This window comes from Mesorhizobium sp. P2_E10 (genome assembly GCF_056404235.1).
In genome coordinates, this window is sequence record NZ_JBFUEK010000002.1 from 714,406 (window position 1) to 730,527 (window position 16,122).

The 16,122-nt window shown below is 63.1% G+C and carries 16 protein-coding genes; 9 read left to right on the forward strand and 7 right to left on the reverse strand.

Going from position 1 to position 16,122, the window contains the following annotated elements:
* Positions 1-2: 2 nt before the first annotated feature.
* On the forward strand, positions 3-383 hold the full coding sequence (gene sufA / locus AC1D0N_RS08200; RefSeq protein WP_477242922.1) for a Fe-S cluster assembly scaffold SufA: 381 nt from the start codon (positions 3-5) through the stop codon (positions 381-383).
* 133 nt (positions 384-516) lie between these two features.
* Here the strand turns inward: sufA and AC1D0N_RS08205 are convergent, their stop codons facing one another.
* The gene (locus AC1D0N_RS08205) at positions 517-1,014 is read right to left on the reverse strand and encodes a GFA family protein (RefSeq protein ID WP_477242923.1); all 498 of its coding nucleotides are present in this window, start codon (positions 1,012-1,014) and stop codon (positions 517-519) included.
* Positions 1,015-1,105: 91 nt separating this feature from the next.
* Here AC1D0N_RS08205 and AC1D0N_RS08210 point away from each other — a divergent pair, with 91 nt between their 5' ends.
* Positions 1,106-1,429, forward strand: coding sequence for a TfoX/Sxy family protein (locus AC1D0N_RS08210; protein ID WP_477242924.1), 324 nt, complete (start codon positions 1,106-1,108; stop codon positions 1,427-1,429).
* Positions 1,430-1,433: 4 nt separating this feature from the next.
* Here the strand turns inward: AC1D0N_RS08210 and AC1D0N_RS08215 are convergent, their stop codons facing one another.
* A complete protein-coding gene (locus AC1D0N_RS08215; protein ID WP_477242925.1) occupies positions 1,434-2,351 on the reverse strand; it encodes a pseudouridine-5'-phosphate glycosidase in 918 nt (305 codons plus the stop codon).
* 49 nt (positions 2,352-2,400) lie between these two features.
* The gene (locus AC1D0N_RS08220; protein WP_477242926.1) at positions 2,401-3,345 is read right to left on the reverse strand and encodes a carbohydrate kinase family protein; all 945 of its coding nucleotides are present in this window, start codon (positions 3,343-3,345) and stop codon (positions 2,401-2,403) included.
* Positions 3,346-3,627: 282 nt separating this feature from the next.
* Here AC1D0N_RS08220 and recA point away from each other — a divergent pair, with 282 nt between their 5' ends.
* The 4 genes from recA to AC1D0N_RS08240 all read left to right on the forward strand — a co-directional run bounded on the left by recA (position 3,628) and on the right by AC1D0N_RS08240 (position 9,457).
* Entirely contained in the window at positions 3,628-4,728 is a 1,101-nt protein-coding gene (recA, locus tag AC1D0N_RS08225; protein ID WP_112561417.1) for a recombinase RecA, read from the forward strand.
* A 280-nt stretch (positions 4,729-5,008) separates the two neighbouring features.
* Complete coding sequence (gene alaS / locus AC1D0N_RS08230) at positions 5,009-7,675, forward strand: alanine--tRNA ligase (protein WP_477242927.1); 2,667 nt, start codon at positions 5,009-5,011, stop codon at positions 7,673-7,675.
* Positions 7,676-7,685: 10 nt separating this feature from the next.
* Positions 7,686-8,981, forward strand: coding sequence for an SDR family oxidoreductase (locus AC1D0N_RS08235; protein WP_477242928.1), 1,296 nt, complete (start codon positions 7,686-7,688; stop codon positions 8,979-8,981).
* Entirely contained in the window at positions 8,978-9,457 is a 480-nt protein-coding gene (locus AC1D0N_RS08240) for a DUF2269 family protein (protein ID WP_477242929.1), read from the forward strand. The genes AC1D0N_RS08235 and AC1D0N_RS08240 overlap by 4 nt, the downstream gene beginning before the upstream one ends.
* Before the next feature lie 3 nt (positions 9,458-9,460).
* Here AC1D0N_RS08240 and AC1D0N_RS08245 read toward each other — a convergent pair whose 3' ends face one another.
* Genes AC1D0N_RS08245 through AC1D0N_RS08255 form a run of 3 tightly spaced genes read right to left on the reverse strand, consistent with a single transcriptional unit; the run spans position 9,461 to position 11,899 of the window.
* Positions 9,461-10,042 carry a demethoxyubiquinone hydroxylase family protein gene (locus AC1D0N_RS08245; protein ID WP_477242930.1) on the reverse strand — a complete coding sequence of 194 codons (582 nt, stop codon included), beginning with the start codon at positions 10,040-10,042 and terminating at the stop codon, positions 9,461-9,463.
* A 12-nt stretch (positions 10,043-10,054) separates the two neighbouring features.
* A complete protein-coding gene (locus AC1D0N_RS08250; protein WP_477242931.1) occupies positions 10,055-10,675 on the reverse strand; it encodes a glutathione S-transferase family protein in 621 nt (206 codons plus the stop codon).
* 12 nt (positions 10,676-10,687) lie between these two features.
* Positions 10,688-11,899, reverse strand: coding sequence for an NADP-dependent isocitrate dehydrogenase (locus tag AC1D0N_RS08255; RefSeq protein WP_477242932.1), 1,212 nt, complete (start codon positions 11,897-11,899; stop codon positions 10,688-10,690).
* Positions 11,900-12,119: 220 nt separating this feature from the next.
* On the opposite strand from AC1D0N_RS08255, the gene AC1D0N_RS08260 reads away from it, so the two are divergent.
* The 3 genes from AC1D0N_RS08260 (at position 12,120) to murI (ending at position 14,560) form a co-directional block, all read left to right on the forward strand.
* Complete coding sequence (locus tag AC1D0N_RS08260; protein ID WP_477242933.1) at positions 12,120-12,971, forward strand: RNA methyltransferase; 852 nt, start codon at positions 12,120-12,122, stop codon at positions 12,969-12,971.
* Positions 12,972-13,023: 52 nt separating this feature from the next.
* Entirely contained in the window at positions 13,024-13,662 is a 639-nt protein-coding gene (locus AC1D0N_RS08265; protein WP_477242934.1) for a hypothetical protein, read from the forward strand.
* Between the two features lie 97 nt (positions 13,663-13,759).
* A complete protein-coding gene (murI, locus tag AC1D0N_RS08270) occupies positions 13,760-14,560 on the forward strand; it encodes a glutamate racemase (RefSeq protein ID WP_477242935.1) in 801 nt (266 codons plus the stop codon).
* Positions 14,561-14,646: 86 nt separating this feature from the next.
* On the opposite strand, the gene AC1D0N_RS08275 is transcribed toward murI, so the two are convergent.
* Positions 14,647-16,029 carry an RNB domain-containing ribonuclease gene (locus AC1D0N_RS08275; RefSeq protein ID WP_477242936.1) on the reverse strand — a complete coding sequence of 461 codons (1,383 nt, stop codon included), beginning with the start codon at positions 16,027-16,029 and terminating at the stop codon, positions 14,647-14,649.
* Positions 16,030-16,122 lie beyond the last annotated feature (93 nt).

Sequence of the window (16,122 nt, forward strand, 5' to 3'; positions counted from 1 at the left end):
GAATGGGACGCTTCGCCGTCATCACGATGACCGAAAAGGCCGCTGACCGGGTTCGCGAGATCGTCGCCACCCGCGACAACGCGCATGGCATTCGCCTCGGCATCAAAAAGGGCGGCTGCGCCGGCATGGAATACACGGTCGATCTGGTGACCGAGCCCAACACCAAGGACGACCATATCGAGCGCGACGGCGCCCATGTCTATGTCGCGCCTGAGGCGGCACTGTTCCTGTTTGGCACCGAGATGGATTTCGAGCAGACGACGCTGCGCACCGGCTTCACCTTCCACAACCCCAACCAGAGCTCGGCCTGCGGCTGCGGCGAATCCGTCGAACTGAAGCCGGCCGATCTGAAGGCCTTGGCCGAAGCGCGCGAGTCGGCCTGATCTTCCCCTTCGCCCCGTTTACGGGGAGAAGGTGGCCCGAAGGGCCGGATGAGGGGCAGCGCCAGCCTCTCCAGAGTTAGCGCCGCCCTCATCTGCCTGCCGGCATCTTCTCCCCGTGAACGGGGCGAAGAAGCTACTTCACCCACATCTTCGTCCGCTTGTGCCAGTCGGCGATCGATTCCTCGGGATAGGCGTCGAACGCCTTGTCCTTCTTGCCGATCACCGGCTCGACCCAGCTCGCCTTGTATTTCAGCATCAGATGGACCTTTTCCGGCGGCTTCGGTAGCTCGCTGTCGATCGCCGAGGCGAAGGGGTGGACCAGATCCGGCCAGGTCGGATCGTAGAGCCACAGCGCCGAGCCGCATTTCCTGCAGAAATTGCGCTCTCCGGTCGAAATCTCGCACGTGGGATGCTCATCATCCTCGATCTCGGCCCGGTAGACACCGAGATGGCGCTTGCCCTCAATCTTCAGCGTCTCGTAATCAGCGCCGAGATTGATGGCGAAGCCGCCGCCACCCTGTTGTTTGCGGCAGATCGAGCAGTAGCACAGCATGAAGGGCGCCGGTGTGTGGCTTTCGACCTCGAAACGCACAGCGTTGCAGCGGCAGGACCCTTTGAGCAGAAGCGGCATGAAAGAACTCCTACGAATTTCGTTCTCAACCTGTCAGCATGGTTTCGGTTGCGACAATGACAAGGCCAAATCCCGGTGACATGATCGCGGCATGGACAATGAACGCATAGAAGAACTTTTCGAAAGCCTAGGCCCGGTCAGCATCCGAAAACTGTTCGGCGGCAAGGGCGTCTATTGCGACGGCGTCATCGTCGCCATCGTGCTGCGCGGCGAATTGAAATTGAAGGCCGACGAACAAAGCGCCCCCGACTTCGAAGCCGCCGGCTGCCAGCAATGGACCTATACTGGCTCCAGGCACGGCAAGCTTGTGTCGATGCCTTACTGGAGCATTCCCGACAGCGCTTTCGACGATCCCGACGAGATGGCGGTCTGGGCGCGCCGGGCGTATGAGGCCGGACGGCGCGCCGGCAAGTAATCGCCTAGAGGGCTTTCGCGATCCTTGCCGCCAGCCGTGCATTGTTTTCGACCAGCGCGATATTCGTCTTCAGGCTCCTGCCGCCGGTGAGTTCGAGGATTTTCCCCAGCAGGAACGGCGTCACCGCCTTGCCCGTCACGTTCAGCGCCTCGGCGGCCTTCTGCGCCGCCTCGATGTAGCCGGCCATCTCTTCGGCCGGGATCTCATGATCTTCAGGCACCGGATTGGCGATCAGCATGCCGCCGCTCAAGCCCAGTGCAGCCCGAGTCTTGTAGAAATGCGCGATCTCGTCCGCGCCATGCAAGGTCAGCGGCGCGCGGAAAGGCGAATGGCGCGACCAGAAGGCCGGCATCGTCTCGCAGCCGTGGCCGACCACCGGCACGCCGCGCGTCTCCAGCACTTCCAGCGTCTTTTCGATGTCCAGGATCGCCTTGGCGCCGGCCGAGACGACGATGACCGGCGTGCGCGCCAGTTCGTCGAGATCGGCGGAAATATCAAAGCTTTTCTCGGCGCCCTTGTGGACGCCGCCAATGCCGCCGGTGGCAAACACCTTGATGCCGACCATATGCGCCGCGATCATGGTGGCGGCGACCGTGGTGCCACCGGTGCGTCCTTCGGCGACCGCGAAGCCGAGGTCGGCACGCGACAGCTTCATGGCGTCGCCGGTCATCGCCAGCGACTCTCGCTCGCCGTCGGAGAGGCCGATCTTGATGCGGCCGGCAACCACGGCGATCGTCGCCGGCACCGCGCCGCCATCGGCAATGATCTTCTCGACATTGGCCGCCATGGCGCCATTGTCGGGGTAGGGCATGCCGTGGGTGATGATGGTGCTTTCCAGCGCCACCACCGGGCGCCCGGCGGCCAGCGCCTGCGCCACCGGCGGATGGATGTCGATGAACGGGCGGGCGGTTTCCGGGGTCATTGTCATCTCCGATCTGGAGCAGCGCTCCAGAAACATGAATTCGCCGGTGTCATGCCATTTCCTGTGTATCCGGCACAAGGGCCAGCGCTTCGGCAAAACTGGCCGCTGTGAAGGCAGGCACTGCGTCGGCACATTCGATGGCAAGCGTCGCCGCTGCTACACCTTCGCGTAGCGCTTCCCGTAATGGCGCGCCGCGCAGCAGCGCGGCGACCGTTGTGCCAGCCAGTGCATCGCCGGCGCCGGTGACATCAGCGATCTTTCTGGGGGCTGGGGGCGCGATTGAGAACAGGCCAGCTTCGTCGAAGCCCAGCACCGGGCCATCGCCCGCCGTCACCACGGCGCTTTTGAGGCCGGCGCGCTTCAGGCCATCGACGAGATCTTGCTCTGTAGTGTCGGCGCTTGCGCCGGCCAGCGCTATCGCCTCGCGCCGGTTCATGAACAGCAACGCCAGCCCGCCGAGCACCGGCATCAGCCGCACCACCTTGGCCGGCGAGATGGCGATGGCGAACACCGGCTTGCCATCAGCCAACGCCACCAGCCGTTCCAGTGCCGTCGACGGCAGGTTTGCATCGCACAGGACCGCATCGGCCGAGCCGATCACCTCGCGCACCTTGGAGCGGCGGATCTGCTTGGGAAACGCCAAATCATACAGCGCCATGTCGGCAAAGCCGACGATCAACTCGCCGTCGCGGTCAAGCAGCGCAGTGTAGCTCGGCGTCGTGCGGTCGAGGAACACCGCCGACAGATCGGCAATGCCGGCCTTGGCGATGGCCGAAGACACCGTGTCGGCAGCCGCATCGCCGCCACGCACCGAGAGCAGCGAGGCCGAGACGCCGCGCCGCACGATGCTGCGCAGCGCGTTGAAGACGCCGCCGCCGACATCCTCGCGCATTGTGCCGGGGTTGGACGCCGCCGGCACATATGGGCCCGAAACCTGCCCGCGCCGGTCGATATGGGCGCCGCCAACGGCCAGTATCTTTGCGGATTTCACCATGAAGGCGATATGACCTTTGTTATTCGTCTCGGACAAGCGCTAGGCTGTGCGACTGGGCTTCACGATCAAGGCAGCGATTCGGCGGGGCGAAACAAGGAACCGGCCTCGACTAATGCTGGATGCATCGCCAAACCGAATTGTGAGACAAAAAAAGAACAAATCCGGATATTGATTGATTTTCAGCTATTTGACCCCTCTTGCCAAACAAGAACAAAAAAGGTACAAACTGGGCAGGGATTACGGATTGTCCGGCCTTCATTGACGACCAAGGGGTGATGTATCATGGCTCAGAATTCTTTGCGGCTTGTAGAGGACAAAGCGGTGGACAAATCAAAGGCTCTGGATGCGGCGCTGTCGCAAATCGAGCGTGCCTTCGGCAAGGGCTCGATCATGCGGCTCGGCGCCAACGAGCAGGTCGTCGAGATCGAAACTGTGCCGACGGGTTCGCTTGGCCTCGACATCGCGCTTGGCGTCGGCGGCCTGCCGCGCGGCCGCATCGTCGAGATTTATGGGCCAGAAAGCTCGGGCAAGACGACGCTGGCCCTGCACACAGTGGCCGAAGCCCAGAAGAAGGGCGGCATCTGTGCCTTCGTCGATGCCGAGCACGCGCTTGATCCGGTCTATGCCCGCAAGCTTGGCGTCGATCTCGAAAATCTGCTGATCTCGCAGCCAGACACCGGCGAGCAGGCGCTGGAAATCTGCGACACGCTGGTGCGCTCCGGCGCCATCGACGTGCTGGTGGTCGATTCGGTGGCGGCGCTGACGCCGCGCGCTGAAATCGAGGGCGAGATGGGCGATTCGCTGCCCGGCCTGCAGGCTCGCCTGATGAGCCAGGCGCTGCGCAAGCTGACCGCCTCGATCTCGCGCTCCAACACCATGGTCATCTTCATCAACCAGATCCGCATGAAGATCGGCGTCATGTTCGGTTCGCCCGAGACCACGACCGGCGGCAACGCGCTGAAATTCTACGCTTCGGTGCGTCTCGACATCCGCCGCATCGGTTCGGTCAAGGACCGCGACGAGGTCGTCGGCAACCAGACCCGCGTCAAGGTGGTCAAGAACAAGCTGGCACCGCCCTTCAAGGTGGTCGAATTCGACATCATGTATGGCGAAGGCGTGTCCAAGACCGGTGAGCTGGTCGATCTCGGCGTCAAAGCCGGCGTGGTCGAAAAGTCAGGCGCCTGGTTCTCCTACAATTCGCAGCGTCTCGGCCAAGGCCGCGAGAATGCAAAACTGTTCCTGCGCGACAATCCCGACACGGCACGCGAGATCGAGTTGGCGCTGCGGCAGAATGCCGGGCTGATCGCCGAGAAATTCCTCGAAAATGGCGGCCCTGAACGTGGCGAAGACGACGGCTTCGAGGAAGAATCCGGCGCCATGTAGGATGCGGGCAATCACTGCCCGAGTTCTTCTTGAGTTCGCGTATCCCGATTGAGTTTGCGTATCGATGCGTTTCAAACCGCCGGCCTTGAGCCGGCGGTTTTGTGTTTGGGGCGGCGCCGCAGGGCTGGTTCGGCTGGCCCGCGAAGCCCGCGATTTGGACCAATCCCGTGTTTCTGGACAGGCTGCGGTGTGACCGCTAAAAGGCCAAGTCCGTCCTCCAAGGGCAAAAATCTATTTTCCGCCGGGCCGACCGGCGGCTCTCCTAGAAAAGGCAGCATTCATGAGTGGCGTGAACGAGATCCGGTCGACATTTCTCGACTACTTCCGCAAGGAGGGTCACGAGATCGTCGCGTCGAGCCCGCTGGTGCCGCGCAACGATCCGACGCTGATGTTTACCAATGCCGGCATGGTGCAGTTCAAGAATGTCTTCACCGGTCTCGAGAAGCGGCCCTATTCGCGCGCCTCGACCGCCCAGAAGAGCGTTCGCGCCGGTGGCAAGCACAACGACCTCGACAATGTCGGCTACACCGCGCGCCATCTGACCTTCTTCGAGATGCTCGGCAATTTCTCCTTTGGCGATTATTTCAAGGAGCGCGCCATCGAGCTTGCCTGGAACCTGATCACCAAGGAGTTCGGGCTGGACAAGGACAAGCTGCTGGTCACCGTCTACCACACGGACGATGAGGCGGCCGGCTTCTGGAAGAAGATCGCCGGCTTCTCCGACGATCGCATCATTCGCATCGCGACCTCGGACAATTTCTGGGCGATGGGCGACACCGGACCGTGCGGGCCGTGCTCGGAGATCTTCATCGACCGCGGCGAGCACATCTGGGGCGGCCCTCCCGGCAGCCCGGAAGAGGATGGCGACCGCTTCCTCGAATTCTGGAACCTCGTCTTCATGCAGTATGAGCAGGTGACGAAGCAGGAGCGCATCGACCTGCCGCGTCCGTCGATCGATACCGGCATGGGCCTGGAGCGCATGGCATCCATCCTGCAAGGGGTGGAAAGCGTCTTTGAAACCGATCTGTTCAAGCATCTGATCGATGCGGCGTCGTCCGCCATCGGGCGCGGTCCAGACAAGGAGACGGTCGCATCCTTCCGCGTCATTGCCGATCATCTGCGTTCGTCCTCGTTCCTGGTGGCCGACGGCGTGCTGCCGTCGAACGAAGGCCGTGGCTACGTTCTGCGCCGCATCATGCGCCGCGCCATGCGCCATGCGCAGTTGCTCGGCGCCCATGATCCGCTAATGTGGCGCCTGGTGCCGGCGCTGGTGCGCGAGATGGGTCAGGCCTATCCGGAACTGGTGCGTGGCGAACAATTGATATCAGAGACGCTGAAGCTCGAGGAAACCAGGTTCCGCAAGACGCTGGTGCGCGGCCTCGGCCTCCTCTCGGAGGCGACGGAAACGCTCGGTGCCGGCGACATGCTGGACGGCGAAACCGCGTTCAAGCTCTACGACACCTATGGCTTCCCGCTCGATCTGACGCAGGACGCGCTGCGCCAGCGCAACATCTCGGTCAATCTTGCCGGCTTCACCGATGCGATGGAGCGGCAGAAGGCCGAGGCGCGCAAGCATTGGGCCGGTTCCGGTGACGCGGCCACCGAGACGGTCTGGTTTTCGGTGCGCGAGAAGGCGGGCGCCACCGAGTTCCTCGGCTACGAGACCGAACAGGCGGAAGGCCTCATCCAGGCGCTTGTCAGGGACGGCAAGGCCATCGACAGCGCCAGCAAGGGCGAGGCGGTGGCCGTGGTCGTCAACCAGACGCCGTTTTATGCCGAGTCTGGTGGCCAGATGGGCGACACCGGCATCATCTCAGGCGAAGGGTTCTCGATCGAGATCTCCGATACGCAGAAGAAGGCCGATGGGCTGTTCGTGCATCTCGGCAAGGTGGCCAGCGGCAGCGTCAAGACGGGTGCGACCGTCGAGCTGAAGGTCGATCATGCGCGCCGCTCCAGGCTGCGCGCCAACCATTCTGCGACGCATCTGATCCACGAGGCGCTGCGCGAGGTGTTGGGGACCCACGTCGCGCAGAAGGGCTCGCTGGTCGCGCCCGAGCGGCTGCGCTTCGACATCTCGCACAACAAGCCGATTTCGCCGGAGGATCTCGAAGAGGTCGAGCGCATGGCCAACGAGATCGTCGTCCAGAACAGTCCGGTGTCGACGCGCCTGATGTCGGTCGACGACGCCATTGCCGAAGGCGCCATGGCGCTGTTTGGCGAAAAATACGGCGATGAGGTGCGCGTCGTGTCGATGGGCACCGGCGTGCACGGCGCCAAGGCCAACCGGCCCTATTCGGTCGAGCTTTGCGGCGGCACGCATGTCAGGGCGACCGGCGATATCGGTCTGGTGCGTGTCGTCTCAGACAGCGCCGTCGCCGCCGGCGTGCGCCGCATCGAGGCGTTGACCGGCGAAGCCGCGCGAAAATATCTCGATGAGCAGGATCGCCGGCTGAAGGCCACCGCCGCGACGCTGAAGATTTCGCCGGCCGACGTGCCGGCGCGTGTCGAAGCGCTGCTCGACGAGCGCAAGAAGCTCGAAAAGGAACTGACCGAAGCGCGCAAGAAGCTGGCGCTGGGCGGCGGTGCAGCAGCTGGTGCGCCGAGTGAGAACGAGACCGTCGCTGGCGTCGGTTTCCTCGGCAAGGCGGTTTCGGGCGTCTCGCCGAAGGATTTGAAGCCGCTGGCCGATGCCGGCAAGACATCGCTCGGCTCCGGCGTGGTGGTCTTCGTCGGCGCCGGCGAAGACAACAAGGCGAGCGTCGTGGTCGCTGTCACCGATGACCTTGTCGGCCGTTTCAGCGCCGTCGATCTGGTGCGCGTGGCCTCGGCCGCCTTGGGCGGGCAGGGCGGTGGTGGCCGTCCCGATATGGCCCAGGCCGGTGGCCCGGACGCCTCCAAGGCTGCCGATGCGATCGCTGCGGTGAAGGCTGCGCTGGAAGCAGCCTGAAGGCCGCCACATGAAGGTCCTTGTCCTCGGCGGCTATGGTTTGATCGGGGAAGCCATCGTCGGCCGTTTGCTGCGCGACGGCCATCATGTGACCGGCCTTGGTCGCGATGTTTCGGATGCTCAGCGACGCAGGCCAGCGGTTCGCTGGATCGCGGCCGACATGGCGCAACTGCTTGCCGCTGAGGACTGGCTGCCGCTGGTCGCGGGCATGGATGCGGTCGTCAATGCGGCAGGCGCCTTGCAGGACGGCCCGCGCGACCGCCTCGATGCCATCCACCGACGCTCAGTGGTGGCGCTGGTCGCGGAATGCGAACAGGCCGGTATCAGCCGTTTCGTGCAGATTTCCGCGATCGGCGCCGATCTGGCTTCGGCAAATCCTTTTTTCAGCACCAAGGCGGAAGGTGACAGGGCTATCGCTACCTCTTCGCTGGAGTGGACGATCCTGCGGCCGGGTTTGGTGATCGCGCCCGCCGCTTATGGCGGCACCGCGCTTCTGCGCGCCCTTGCAGCCTTTCCCGGGTTCATTCCGGCCGTCATGTCGCGCCAGCTGATCCAGACGGTATCGGTCACCGACGTTGCTGAAGCGGTCTCGCGTGCGGTCGCAGGATCTCTGCCGCCCCGCCTCGTCGTCGATCTCGTCGAGGCTAAGGCCAGGTCTCTCGCTGATGTTCTGTCTGCCTTTCGTGCATGGCTTGGTCTGCCGCCGGCGAGGGTCGTGCCAATGCCGGCTATTTTTGGCCGGCTGGCCGGCGCCGTTGCCGATGTCCTTGGCATGCTCGGTTGGCGATCACCGTTGCGCAGCTCGGCACTTGCCGCGCTGGCGGTTGGCGTTACCGGCAATGCCGCGCTCTGGAGCAAGATTTCCGACCATCCACTGCAGCCGCTGGAAGCAACACTGGCCGACATGCCCGCTCATGTTCAGGAGCGCTGGTTCGCTCGCCTCTGGCTGGCAAAGCCCGTCATCTTTGCCTGCCTGTCCTTGTTCTGGCTTGTTTCGGGCATCATCGGCCTGATCCGGCAGGACGAAGCCGCGGATATTCTTGTCTTGCGTGGCGTGCCGGCGAATGTCGCTAATATCTCGGTTCTCGCCGGCAGTGCCGCTGATATCCTTGTCGGCGCGACGGTTCTGGTCCGACCGTTGGCCAAGCGGGCGCTGCTGGCGATGATTGCGATCACGCTGTTCTATCTGGCGGCGTCGACGCTTCTCGTTCCTGGCCTTTGGCTCGCTCCTCTGGGACCGCTTGTCAAGACGGTTCCCGCGCTCTGCCTGGTGCTTGTGGCGCTGGCGGTTCTGGACGAGCGATGAGTTTTTGGGCCGACATATTGCGTTGGGTGCACGTCATCGGCGCCACGGTTCTCTTCGGCACTGGCGCCGGGATCGCCTTTTTCATGCTGATGGCGCAGCGCACCGGCCGGCCAGATCTCGTCGCTCATGTCGCGGGCACGGTCGTCATCGCCGACACCATATTCACGGCAACGGCCGTCGTGGTGCAGCCGATCACCGGCGTGCTGCTGGCGCAGGCCATGGGCTGGCCGCTGTCCGAAGGTTGGATCGTGCTGTCTCTGCTGCTCTATGTCGTGACCGGTTTGTTTTGGTTGCCCGTCGTCTGGATTCAGATCAGGATACGAAATCTGGCGCGGCAGGCGGCCAGCGAAAACGCGCCGCTGCCGGCCGAGGAAAAGCGTCTGTTTCGCATCTGGTTTGCTTGCGGCTTCCCGGCATTCGCCGCCGTGCTTGCAATTCTCTGGCTGATGGTTACCCGGCCGGCAATCGGTCTTTAGCACCTAGGCCTGCTTTGCAACCTTCAGCGCCCGCGTCATTCTGTTGGAGTCGCCCCAGGTAGACAGCCATATCAGGGCGTCGGTGGCGATTGAAATCATCGCCCGTAGAAGGTTCAGCAAGGGGCCGGGCGATTTCAGCTGCTCTTCGGCGTGATGGAGATGGGCGAGTTCTTCCTCGCGGATCGCCAGGATGATGCCGTGCAATTCGCGATCGCGGCCACCCAGGAAAAACAGTTGGTCGTCCAGATGGCGGTGAACTGCGGCTTCGACTGCCGCTGTACAGGCCCAGATGCCTTGCGGACCGAGCAGGGCGGTCACAAAACCCAGCAGCCAACCACCCAAGCTCCAGAACTGCATCACCCGGCACGGTCGCGAATGTCGTGATGACATGGCGGCACGGAAGGCCGTGCAATGAGTGCGCTCATGCCCAAGCATCTCCGACAAAGACGGCACGCAATCGGGCCAGAAGCGCTTGGCGACAAGAATCTGCGCCGAATAGATTCGGATCGCGCCGAACTCGCCGGCATGATTGACCCTGACTATTCTGGCCACTGTGAGTGCGTCCTGGTGAGTAAGGTCAGCCACGGACGCCCACACCTATGTCAGCCGGTTGGCAAAGCCCGGCCGCTTTGCGATTTGGTTCCACCAGGCTTGGATATCCGTGAATTCGGCGAGCAGGTTTTGCCCTTCGGCGACCTTAAGGAAATAGGCGACAATGGGTGCCGCATGCAGGTCGGCCAGCGTCAGCCGATCGCCGAGCAGCCACGGCCCCGGAGCCTTGAGTGAGGTGAGCACCTTCAGCACCGTTTCGGCCTGCCGCAGTCCGTTGGCGATCAGGACCTCGTCGGGCGCCGCCTTCTCCAGCCGCTCGACGGCGACATCCCAGACCATGGCCCGGTAGCCGTAGGCGTCGAGCATGCCGATGATCTGGTTCATCGTCGCGCGGCTGCGCGGCTCCTCGGGCTGTAGCGCCGGGCGGTCGAAAGCCTCGTCGACATAGCGGGCAATCGCGCTGCTCTCGAACAGGCGAAAGCCGCCATGCTCGAAAGCCGGGATGCGGCCGAACGGGTGACGCTCGAAATACCAGTCGGGAATGCCCACAGCGGCAAAGACATCGACCGGCACAAGCTCGTAGTCGATGCCCTTTTCCTCAAGCGCGAGGCGGACGATGCGCACATAAACGCTGTAGTCCGCCCCGTAGACGATGGGCTTGACCATCTTGCTTGCCGGTCAGGCCATCGCCTTCTGCAGGTTCTCGTCGATCTTGTCGAGGAAGCCGGTGGTCGACAACCAGGGCTGGTCGGGGCCGATCAGCAGCGACAGATCCTTGGTCATGAAGCCGGACTCGACTGTCTGGATGCAGACCTTTTCCAGTGTTTCGGAAAAGCGCTTCAGTTCGGCATTGTCGTCGAGCTTGGCGCGGTGCGCGAGGCCGCGCGTCCAGGCAAAGATCGAGGCGATCGAGTTGGTCGAGGTTTCCTCGCCCTTCTGATGCTGACGATAGTGGCGGGTGACGGTGCCGTGCGCGGCTTCGGCCTCGACAGTCTTGCCGTCCGGCGTCATCAGCACCGAGGTCATCAGGCCGAGCGAGCCAAACCCTTGCGCCACCGTGTCGGACTGCACGTCGCCGTCATAGTTCTTGCAGGCCCAGACATAGCCGCCCGACCATTTCAGGCTGGAGGCCACCATGTCGTCGATCAGCCGGTGCTCGTACCACAGCTTCTTCGACTTGAATTCGGCCTCGAACTCGGCCTCGTAGACTTCCTGGAAAATGTCCTTGAAGCGGCCGTCATAGGCCTTGAGGATGGTGTTCTTGGTCGAGAGATAGACCGGGTAGTTGCGCAGCAGGCCGTAGTTCAGCGAAGCGCGGGCGAACTCACGGATCGAGTCGTCCAGATTGTACATGGCCATGGCAACGCCGGCGCCCGGTGCGTCATAGACATCGTGCTCGATCACCTTGCCGTCCTCACCGACGAACTTGATCGTCAGCTTGCCCTTGCCGGGGAAGCGGAAATCGGTGGCGCGGTACTGGTCGCCGAAGGCGTGGCGGCCGACGATGATCGGCTTAGTCCAGCCGGGCACCAGCCGCGGCACGTTCTTCATGATGATCGGCTCGCGGAAGATGGTGCCGCCGAGGATGTTGCGGATGGTGCCGTTCGGCGACTTCCACATCTTCTTCAGTTTGAATTCCTCGACGCGCTGCTCGTCAGGCGTGATCGTCGCGCATTTCACGCCGACGCCGTACTTGTTGATAGCGTTGGCGGAATCGATGGTCACCTGGTCGTTGGTGGCGTCGCGGTGCTCGATGCCGAGGTCGTAATATTCAAGTTTCAGGTCGAGATAGGGGTGGATCAATTTGTCCTTGATGAACTGCCAGATGATGCGGGTCATCTCGTCGCCGTCGAGTTCGACGACCGGGTTCGCCACCTTGATCTTCGCCATGGAAAGAATGCCTCGTTGCTGGGGGATCGGAACGGCCTTGCCCGCATGGCTTTCGGCCGGGGATGCGGCCCGTATATCAAAGCATTTTTGACCGCGCAAACGGCGATCCGCCCGGCCGGGCCCAACCGTCACTACCGATCGTCCCTTGCGGAAGCTTCATTTTCGCGGCCGAATGTGGCAGGGGACGCTGAAATGCCGCAAACCGCAGTTCATTGACACCATGCCAGCCAACGAAGACCCCGACAAAAATCCTGCCGCAGGGCCGGCGATCATCCTCGTCGAGCCGCAGCTTGGCGAGAACATCGGCATGGTGGCGCGCGCCATGGCCAATTTCGGCCTGGCCGAATTGCGCCTGGTCAATCCGCGCGATGGCTGGCCGAGCGAAAAGGCACGCGCCGCTGCCAGCCGCGCCGACCATGTCATCGATGCCGTCACTGTCTTCGACGATCTGGCCTCGGCGATCGCCGACCTCAACTTTGTCGTCGCCACCACGGCCAGGCAGCGAGACGGCTTCAAATCCGTACGCGGCCCGGTGGAGGCGGGCAGGGTGCTCCGCGCCCGTCACGGCATGGGGCAGCGCACCGGCATCCTGTTCGGCCGCGAGCGTTTTGGGCTCTACAATGACGAGGTCGGCCTGGCCGACGAGATCGTCACCTTTCCGGTGGATCCTGATTTCTCCTCGCTCAACATCGCCCAGGCGGCTTTGCTGATGTCCTATGAGTGGATGAAGTCCGGTCTGGAAGACGAGACCAAAACCAACTTTGCCGGTCCGCAGATGAAGCCGGCAAGCAAGGAAGAGCTCCACGGCCTGTTCGCCTATCTGGAAGGCGCGCTCGAAGCGCGCGGCTATTTTCGCCCGGCGCCGAAGAAGCCGAAGATGGTCGACAATCTGCGCGCGGTGCTAACGCGCGCCGGCTTCGCCGAGCCGGAACTCAAGGTGTTGCGCGGCATCATCTCATCGCTGGACAGGTTTTCACCGGCAATGCCGCGCGGCGACGGCTCGCCGGGAGATGATCCGAGACGGCTCCCGGCAGCGGCTGCGCGTGCCAGAAAAGCCGCGGACAAAGACTAGCCATTCCCCTACGTCACCGGTAACCGAATTTTATCCGGTTAGGCCCATTGTCGTGAAAACGATGGGCTCTGGGATGTTTGCTTCAAATATCGGCCGTCTGCGCTTCTTCTCCTATTCCGCGGCCGTGCTGGTCGCGGAAATAGTGGCAGTGGTGTTGTGCATTTCGGTCACCATCGGCTTCGATGGGCTGGCCAACTCGAAACCTGGCCCGGGCCGGGAAGGGGTGGCCGCGGCGATCCTGTTGGTTTCGCTGGTAGTCGTGCTGTTTCGCGCCAACTTCGCGTGGCGCCGTAGCCGCGACGCGCAAGGATCGAAGTGGATCCTGTGGGGCTACATCGTGTTTTCTGCCATCTTCGCGTTTCTGCAGGCCGGCACGGTCCTGGTTTATGATTTCGATGCTGAAGATTTCAATTCAGGTCTGAACCTGCTCGGGTTCTCGATTTTTGGCCTTTGGTGCACAATTCTGATGGCGAAGCCTGCAGGTGTCGACCTCAACGAGCTGGCGTCGGTTTTTGATTTCGACGAACCGGCCGCGCCGCTCGGCAACATGAACTCGAGATTGTATTCGTCGCCGGCCGCCGCCACCGCTTCGCAGGGTTCCACCTCTGCCACCCGACCGGTGCCGTCGCGACCGACAGGTCCAAACGCTCGTCCTCGGCCCGGCGGCTTCGGCAAGCGCGGTCTTGTGTGAGCGTCTCGCCACTTCAAGGCCATGATCGTTCCAGATAGAAGCGCCGCAGCCAGCCTCTTCTCCTGATTCCTCAGCTTCTTCTCGTGATCCAAGCACAATGACCGTTCCATCAGACGCCCGCCCGATCCTGATGTTCGATTCCGGCATCGGTGGCCTCACCGTGCTGCGCGAGGCGCGCGTGCTGATGCCCGACCGCCGCTTCATCTATGTCGCCGACGACGCCGCCTTTCCCTATGGCGCCTGGGAGGAGCCAGCGCTCAAAGCTCACATCCTCGGCCTGTTCGGCGCGCTGCTGGACAAATTCCAGCCGGAAATCTCGGTCATTCCCTGCAACACTGCCTCGACGCTGGTGATCGATGCGCTGCGCGAGAAATTTCCCGGACATCCCTTTGTCGGCACGGTGCCGGCGATCAAGCCGGCGGCAGAGCGCACGCGCTCGGGTCTGGTTTCCGTGCTGGCGACGCCCGGCACCGTGAAGCGCCAATACACGCGCGATCTGATCGGAAAATGGGCGCAGAAGTGCCATGTGCGGCTGGTCGGTTCAGACCGACTTGCCCCGCTGGCCGAAATCTACATGCGCCAGGGGTTTGTCGACGAGGAGATCGTGCGCCAGGAAATCGCGCCGTGCTTCGTCGAAAAGGACGGCGCCCGCACCGACATCGTCGTGCTGGGCTGCACGCACTATCCCTTTCTGGCCAACCGCATGCGCAAGACGGCGCCCTGGCCGGTGGACTGGATCGATCCGGCTGAAGCGATCGCACGGCGCGCCATGTCGCTGCTTGCGCCTGTAGACGGCCCTCTGCCGGACGGCGAGCCCGACATCGCTGTTTTCACCTCCGGCAAGGTGGATTTCGCCACCCGCCGGCTGATGCAGGGTTTTGGCCTGAGCGCGCGCTAGAGCAATTCCAGGAAAAGTGTGAAACGGTTTTCCCGGGAAAAGCGCGTAGCGCTTTCCCTCGAGGAATTGCGTAAAAACAAAGACATTTAGGCAGGTGCGAAGACGATACTGCGTTGATCCGGATCGGCCGAAACGAGCCTTAGCGTCAGGCCATCGCCTTGTCTGGGTCCGGAGGCCTTTACGTTGGCAACGACAGGCATGTCTGAGAGCTGAACGCGCACACGCTGATCGACGACGTCGGTGACGACGGCCTTGAACGTTTCGCCCTCGCGTCCCTTCAGCATGACTGCCTCGGCAAGGTCGATGGCGGCGTGATTGATCTGCGAGGCGCGGGCATCCGCGCGCCCCATAACCTTGGGCAATCTGGCAAACGCCTCGGTAACGGCCTGAGGCACCGGCTGACCGTTGGCGATGGCCAGCGTGCAGCGCACGACGTAGCGGTCGGCCAGCCGCCTCAGCGGCGCGGTGGCGTGGGCATAGGTCGCAGCCATCGCCTCGTGCCACGGGACAACGCGTTCCTCATAGGGTTGATACGACGCGCCAGAACCGGCGCGGCGGATTTCCAGCATCAGCGCGGCCTGTTGCTTGTTGGTGGGGTCGAGGGTTCGTTGGTAGTCGGGCAGACTGGTCGACGCCGGCCAGGACACGCCGAGAGCCCTTGCTGCGTTGCGCAGTCTTTGCACCTTGGAAGCATCCGGCGGCGCCATCACCCGGAACAGCCCGGTCCGGTGTGCCAGCATGGCGTCGGCAATCGCCATGTTGGCGGCCAGCGAAAGCGAGGCGTTGTCCTGCTCGGATTGCAGCAGCGGCCTGAAAGCAAGCTGGAACCGGCCATCGGCAAGCTGCTCGACTTCCTGCTCGGGCGGGTCGACGCGGGAGGCGCCACGACGCTCCTCGGCTGCCGCCATGCGCCGAGCAATTTCGGCGAAGCCGGCCGGAACGTCGGAGGCACGCACGCTGTCATAGGCAAGCTTGGCGCGGCTTTGAATGATTGCCCGCTCAGCACCGTCCAGTTTTACCCCTCCGTCCCCGGCGATCCGAACCGTGAAGATAACAGCCGGACGTGGTCCGTTGGGCAACAAGCTCGCCGCACCCTCGGCAATCACTGGCGGGTAAAGCCCGGCCTTGCCGTCCGGCAAATACAGGGTCTCGCCCCGCGTCCAGGCTTCGAGATCGATCGCGTCGCCGTCCTCGACGAACCACGCTACGTCGGCAATGGCATAGTGCAACAGAAGGTCGCTGCCGCTTGCCTCGATTGAAAACGCCTGATCAAGATCGGTGGAGCTTGCCGGATCGAGCGTGACGAAGGGCATCGTTGTGCGATCGGTATGCTGGGTGGGCACGCGTTTGGCCGCCGCCTCTGCGGCTGCCACTACGACTGCCGGAAATCCATCCGGCACATGGAACTCGGTGCGGATTTTTGCTAGGCCGGTAGCGAGTGCTTGCGAGGGATCGGTCAACGATTTCATGGCGTCGTCCTACACTGGCGTTCCGGACGCGGGAAGGCCGATTTGCTGGCGGGGCAGACACGAAATTGAACCGCCGGCGCTGGAACCGTCGCT

Coding starts and splice junctions, on each gene's coding strand:
- AC1D0N_RS08255 (WP_477242932.1), bottom strand. CDS start 11,899: ATGGCGAAGATCAAGGTGGCGAACCCGGTCGTCGAACTCGACGGCGAC.
- AC1D0N_RS08215 (WP_477242925.1), bottom strand. CDS start 2,351: ATGACCCCGGAAACCGCCCGCCCGTTCATCGACATCCATCCGCCGGTG.
- AC1D0N_RS08235 (WP_477242928.1), top strand. CDS start 7,686: ATGAAGGTCCTTGTCCTCGGCGGCTATGGTTTGATCGGGGAAGCCATC.
- AC1D0N_RS08275 (WP_477242936.1), bottom strand. CDS start 16,029: ATGAAATCGTTGACCGATCCCTCGCAAGCACTCGCTACCGGCCTAGCA.
- alaS (WP_477242927.1), top strand. CDS start 5,009: ATGAGTGGCGTGAACGAGATCCGGTCGACATTTCTCGACTACTTCCGC.
- AC1D0N_RS08240 (WP_477242929.1), top strand. CDS start 8,978: ATGAGTTTTTGGGCCGACATATTGCGTTGGGTGCACGTCATCGGCGCC.
- AC1D0N_RS08250 (WP_477242931.1), bottom strand. CDS start 10,675: ATGGTCAAGCCCATCGTCTACGGGGCGGACTACAGCGTTTATGTGCGC.
- AC1D0N_RS08210 (WP_477242924.1), top strand. CDS start 1,106: ATGGACAATGAACGCATAGAAGAACTTTTCGAAAGCCTAGGCCCGGTC.
- AC1D0N_RS08260 (WP_477242933.1), top strand. CDS start 12,120: ATGCCAGCCAACGAAGACCCCGACAAAAATCCTGCCGCAGGGCCGGCG.
- AC1D0N_RS08205 (WP_477242923.1), bottom strand. CDS start 1,014: ATGCCGCTTCTGCTCAAAGGGTCCTGCCGCTGCAACGCTGTGCGTTTC.
- sufA (WP_477242922.1), top strand. CDS start 3: ATGGGACGCTTCGCCGTCATCACGATGACCGAAAAGGCCGCTGACCGG.
- murI (WP_477242935.1), top strand. CDS start 13,760: ATGACCGTTCCATCAGACGCCCGCCCGATCCTGATGTTCGATTCCGGC.
- recA (WP_112561417.1), top strand. CDS start 3,628: ATGGCTCAGAATTCTTTGCGGCTTGTAGAGGACAAAGCGGTGGACAAA.
- AC1D0N_RS08220 (WP_477242926.1), bottom strand. CDS start 3,345: ATGGTGAAATCCGCAAAGATACTGGCCGTTGGCGGCGCCCATATCGAC.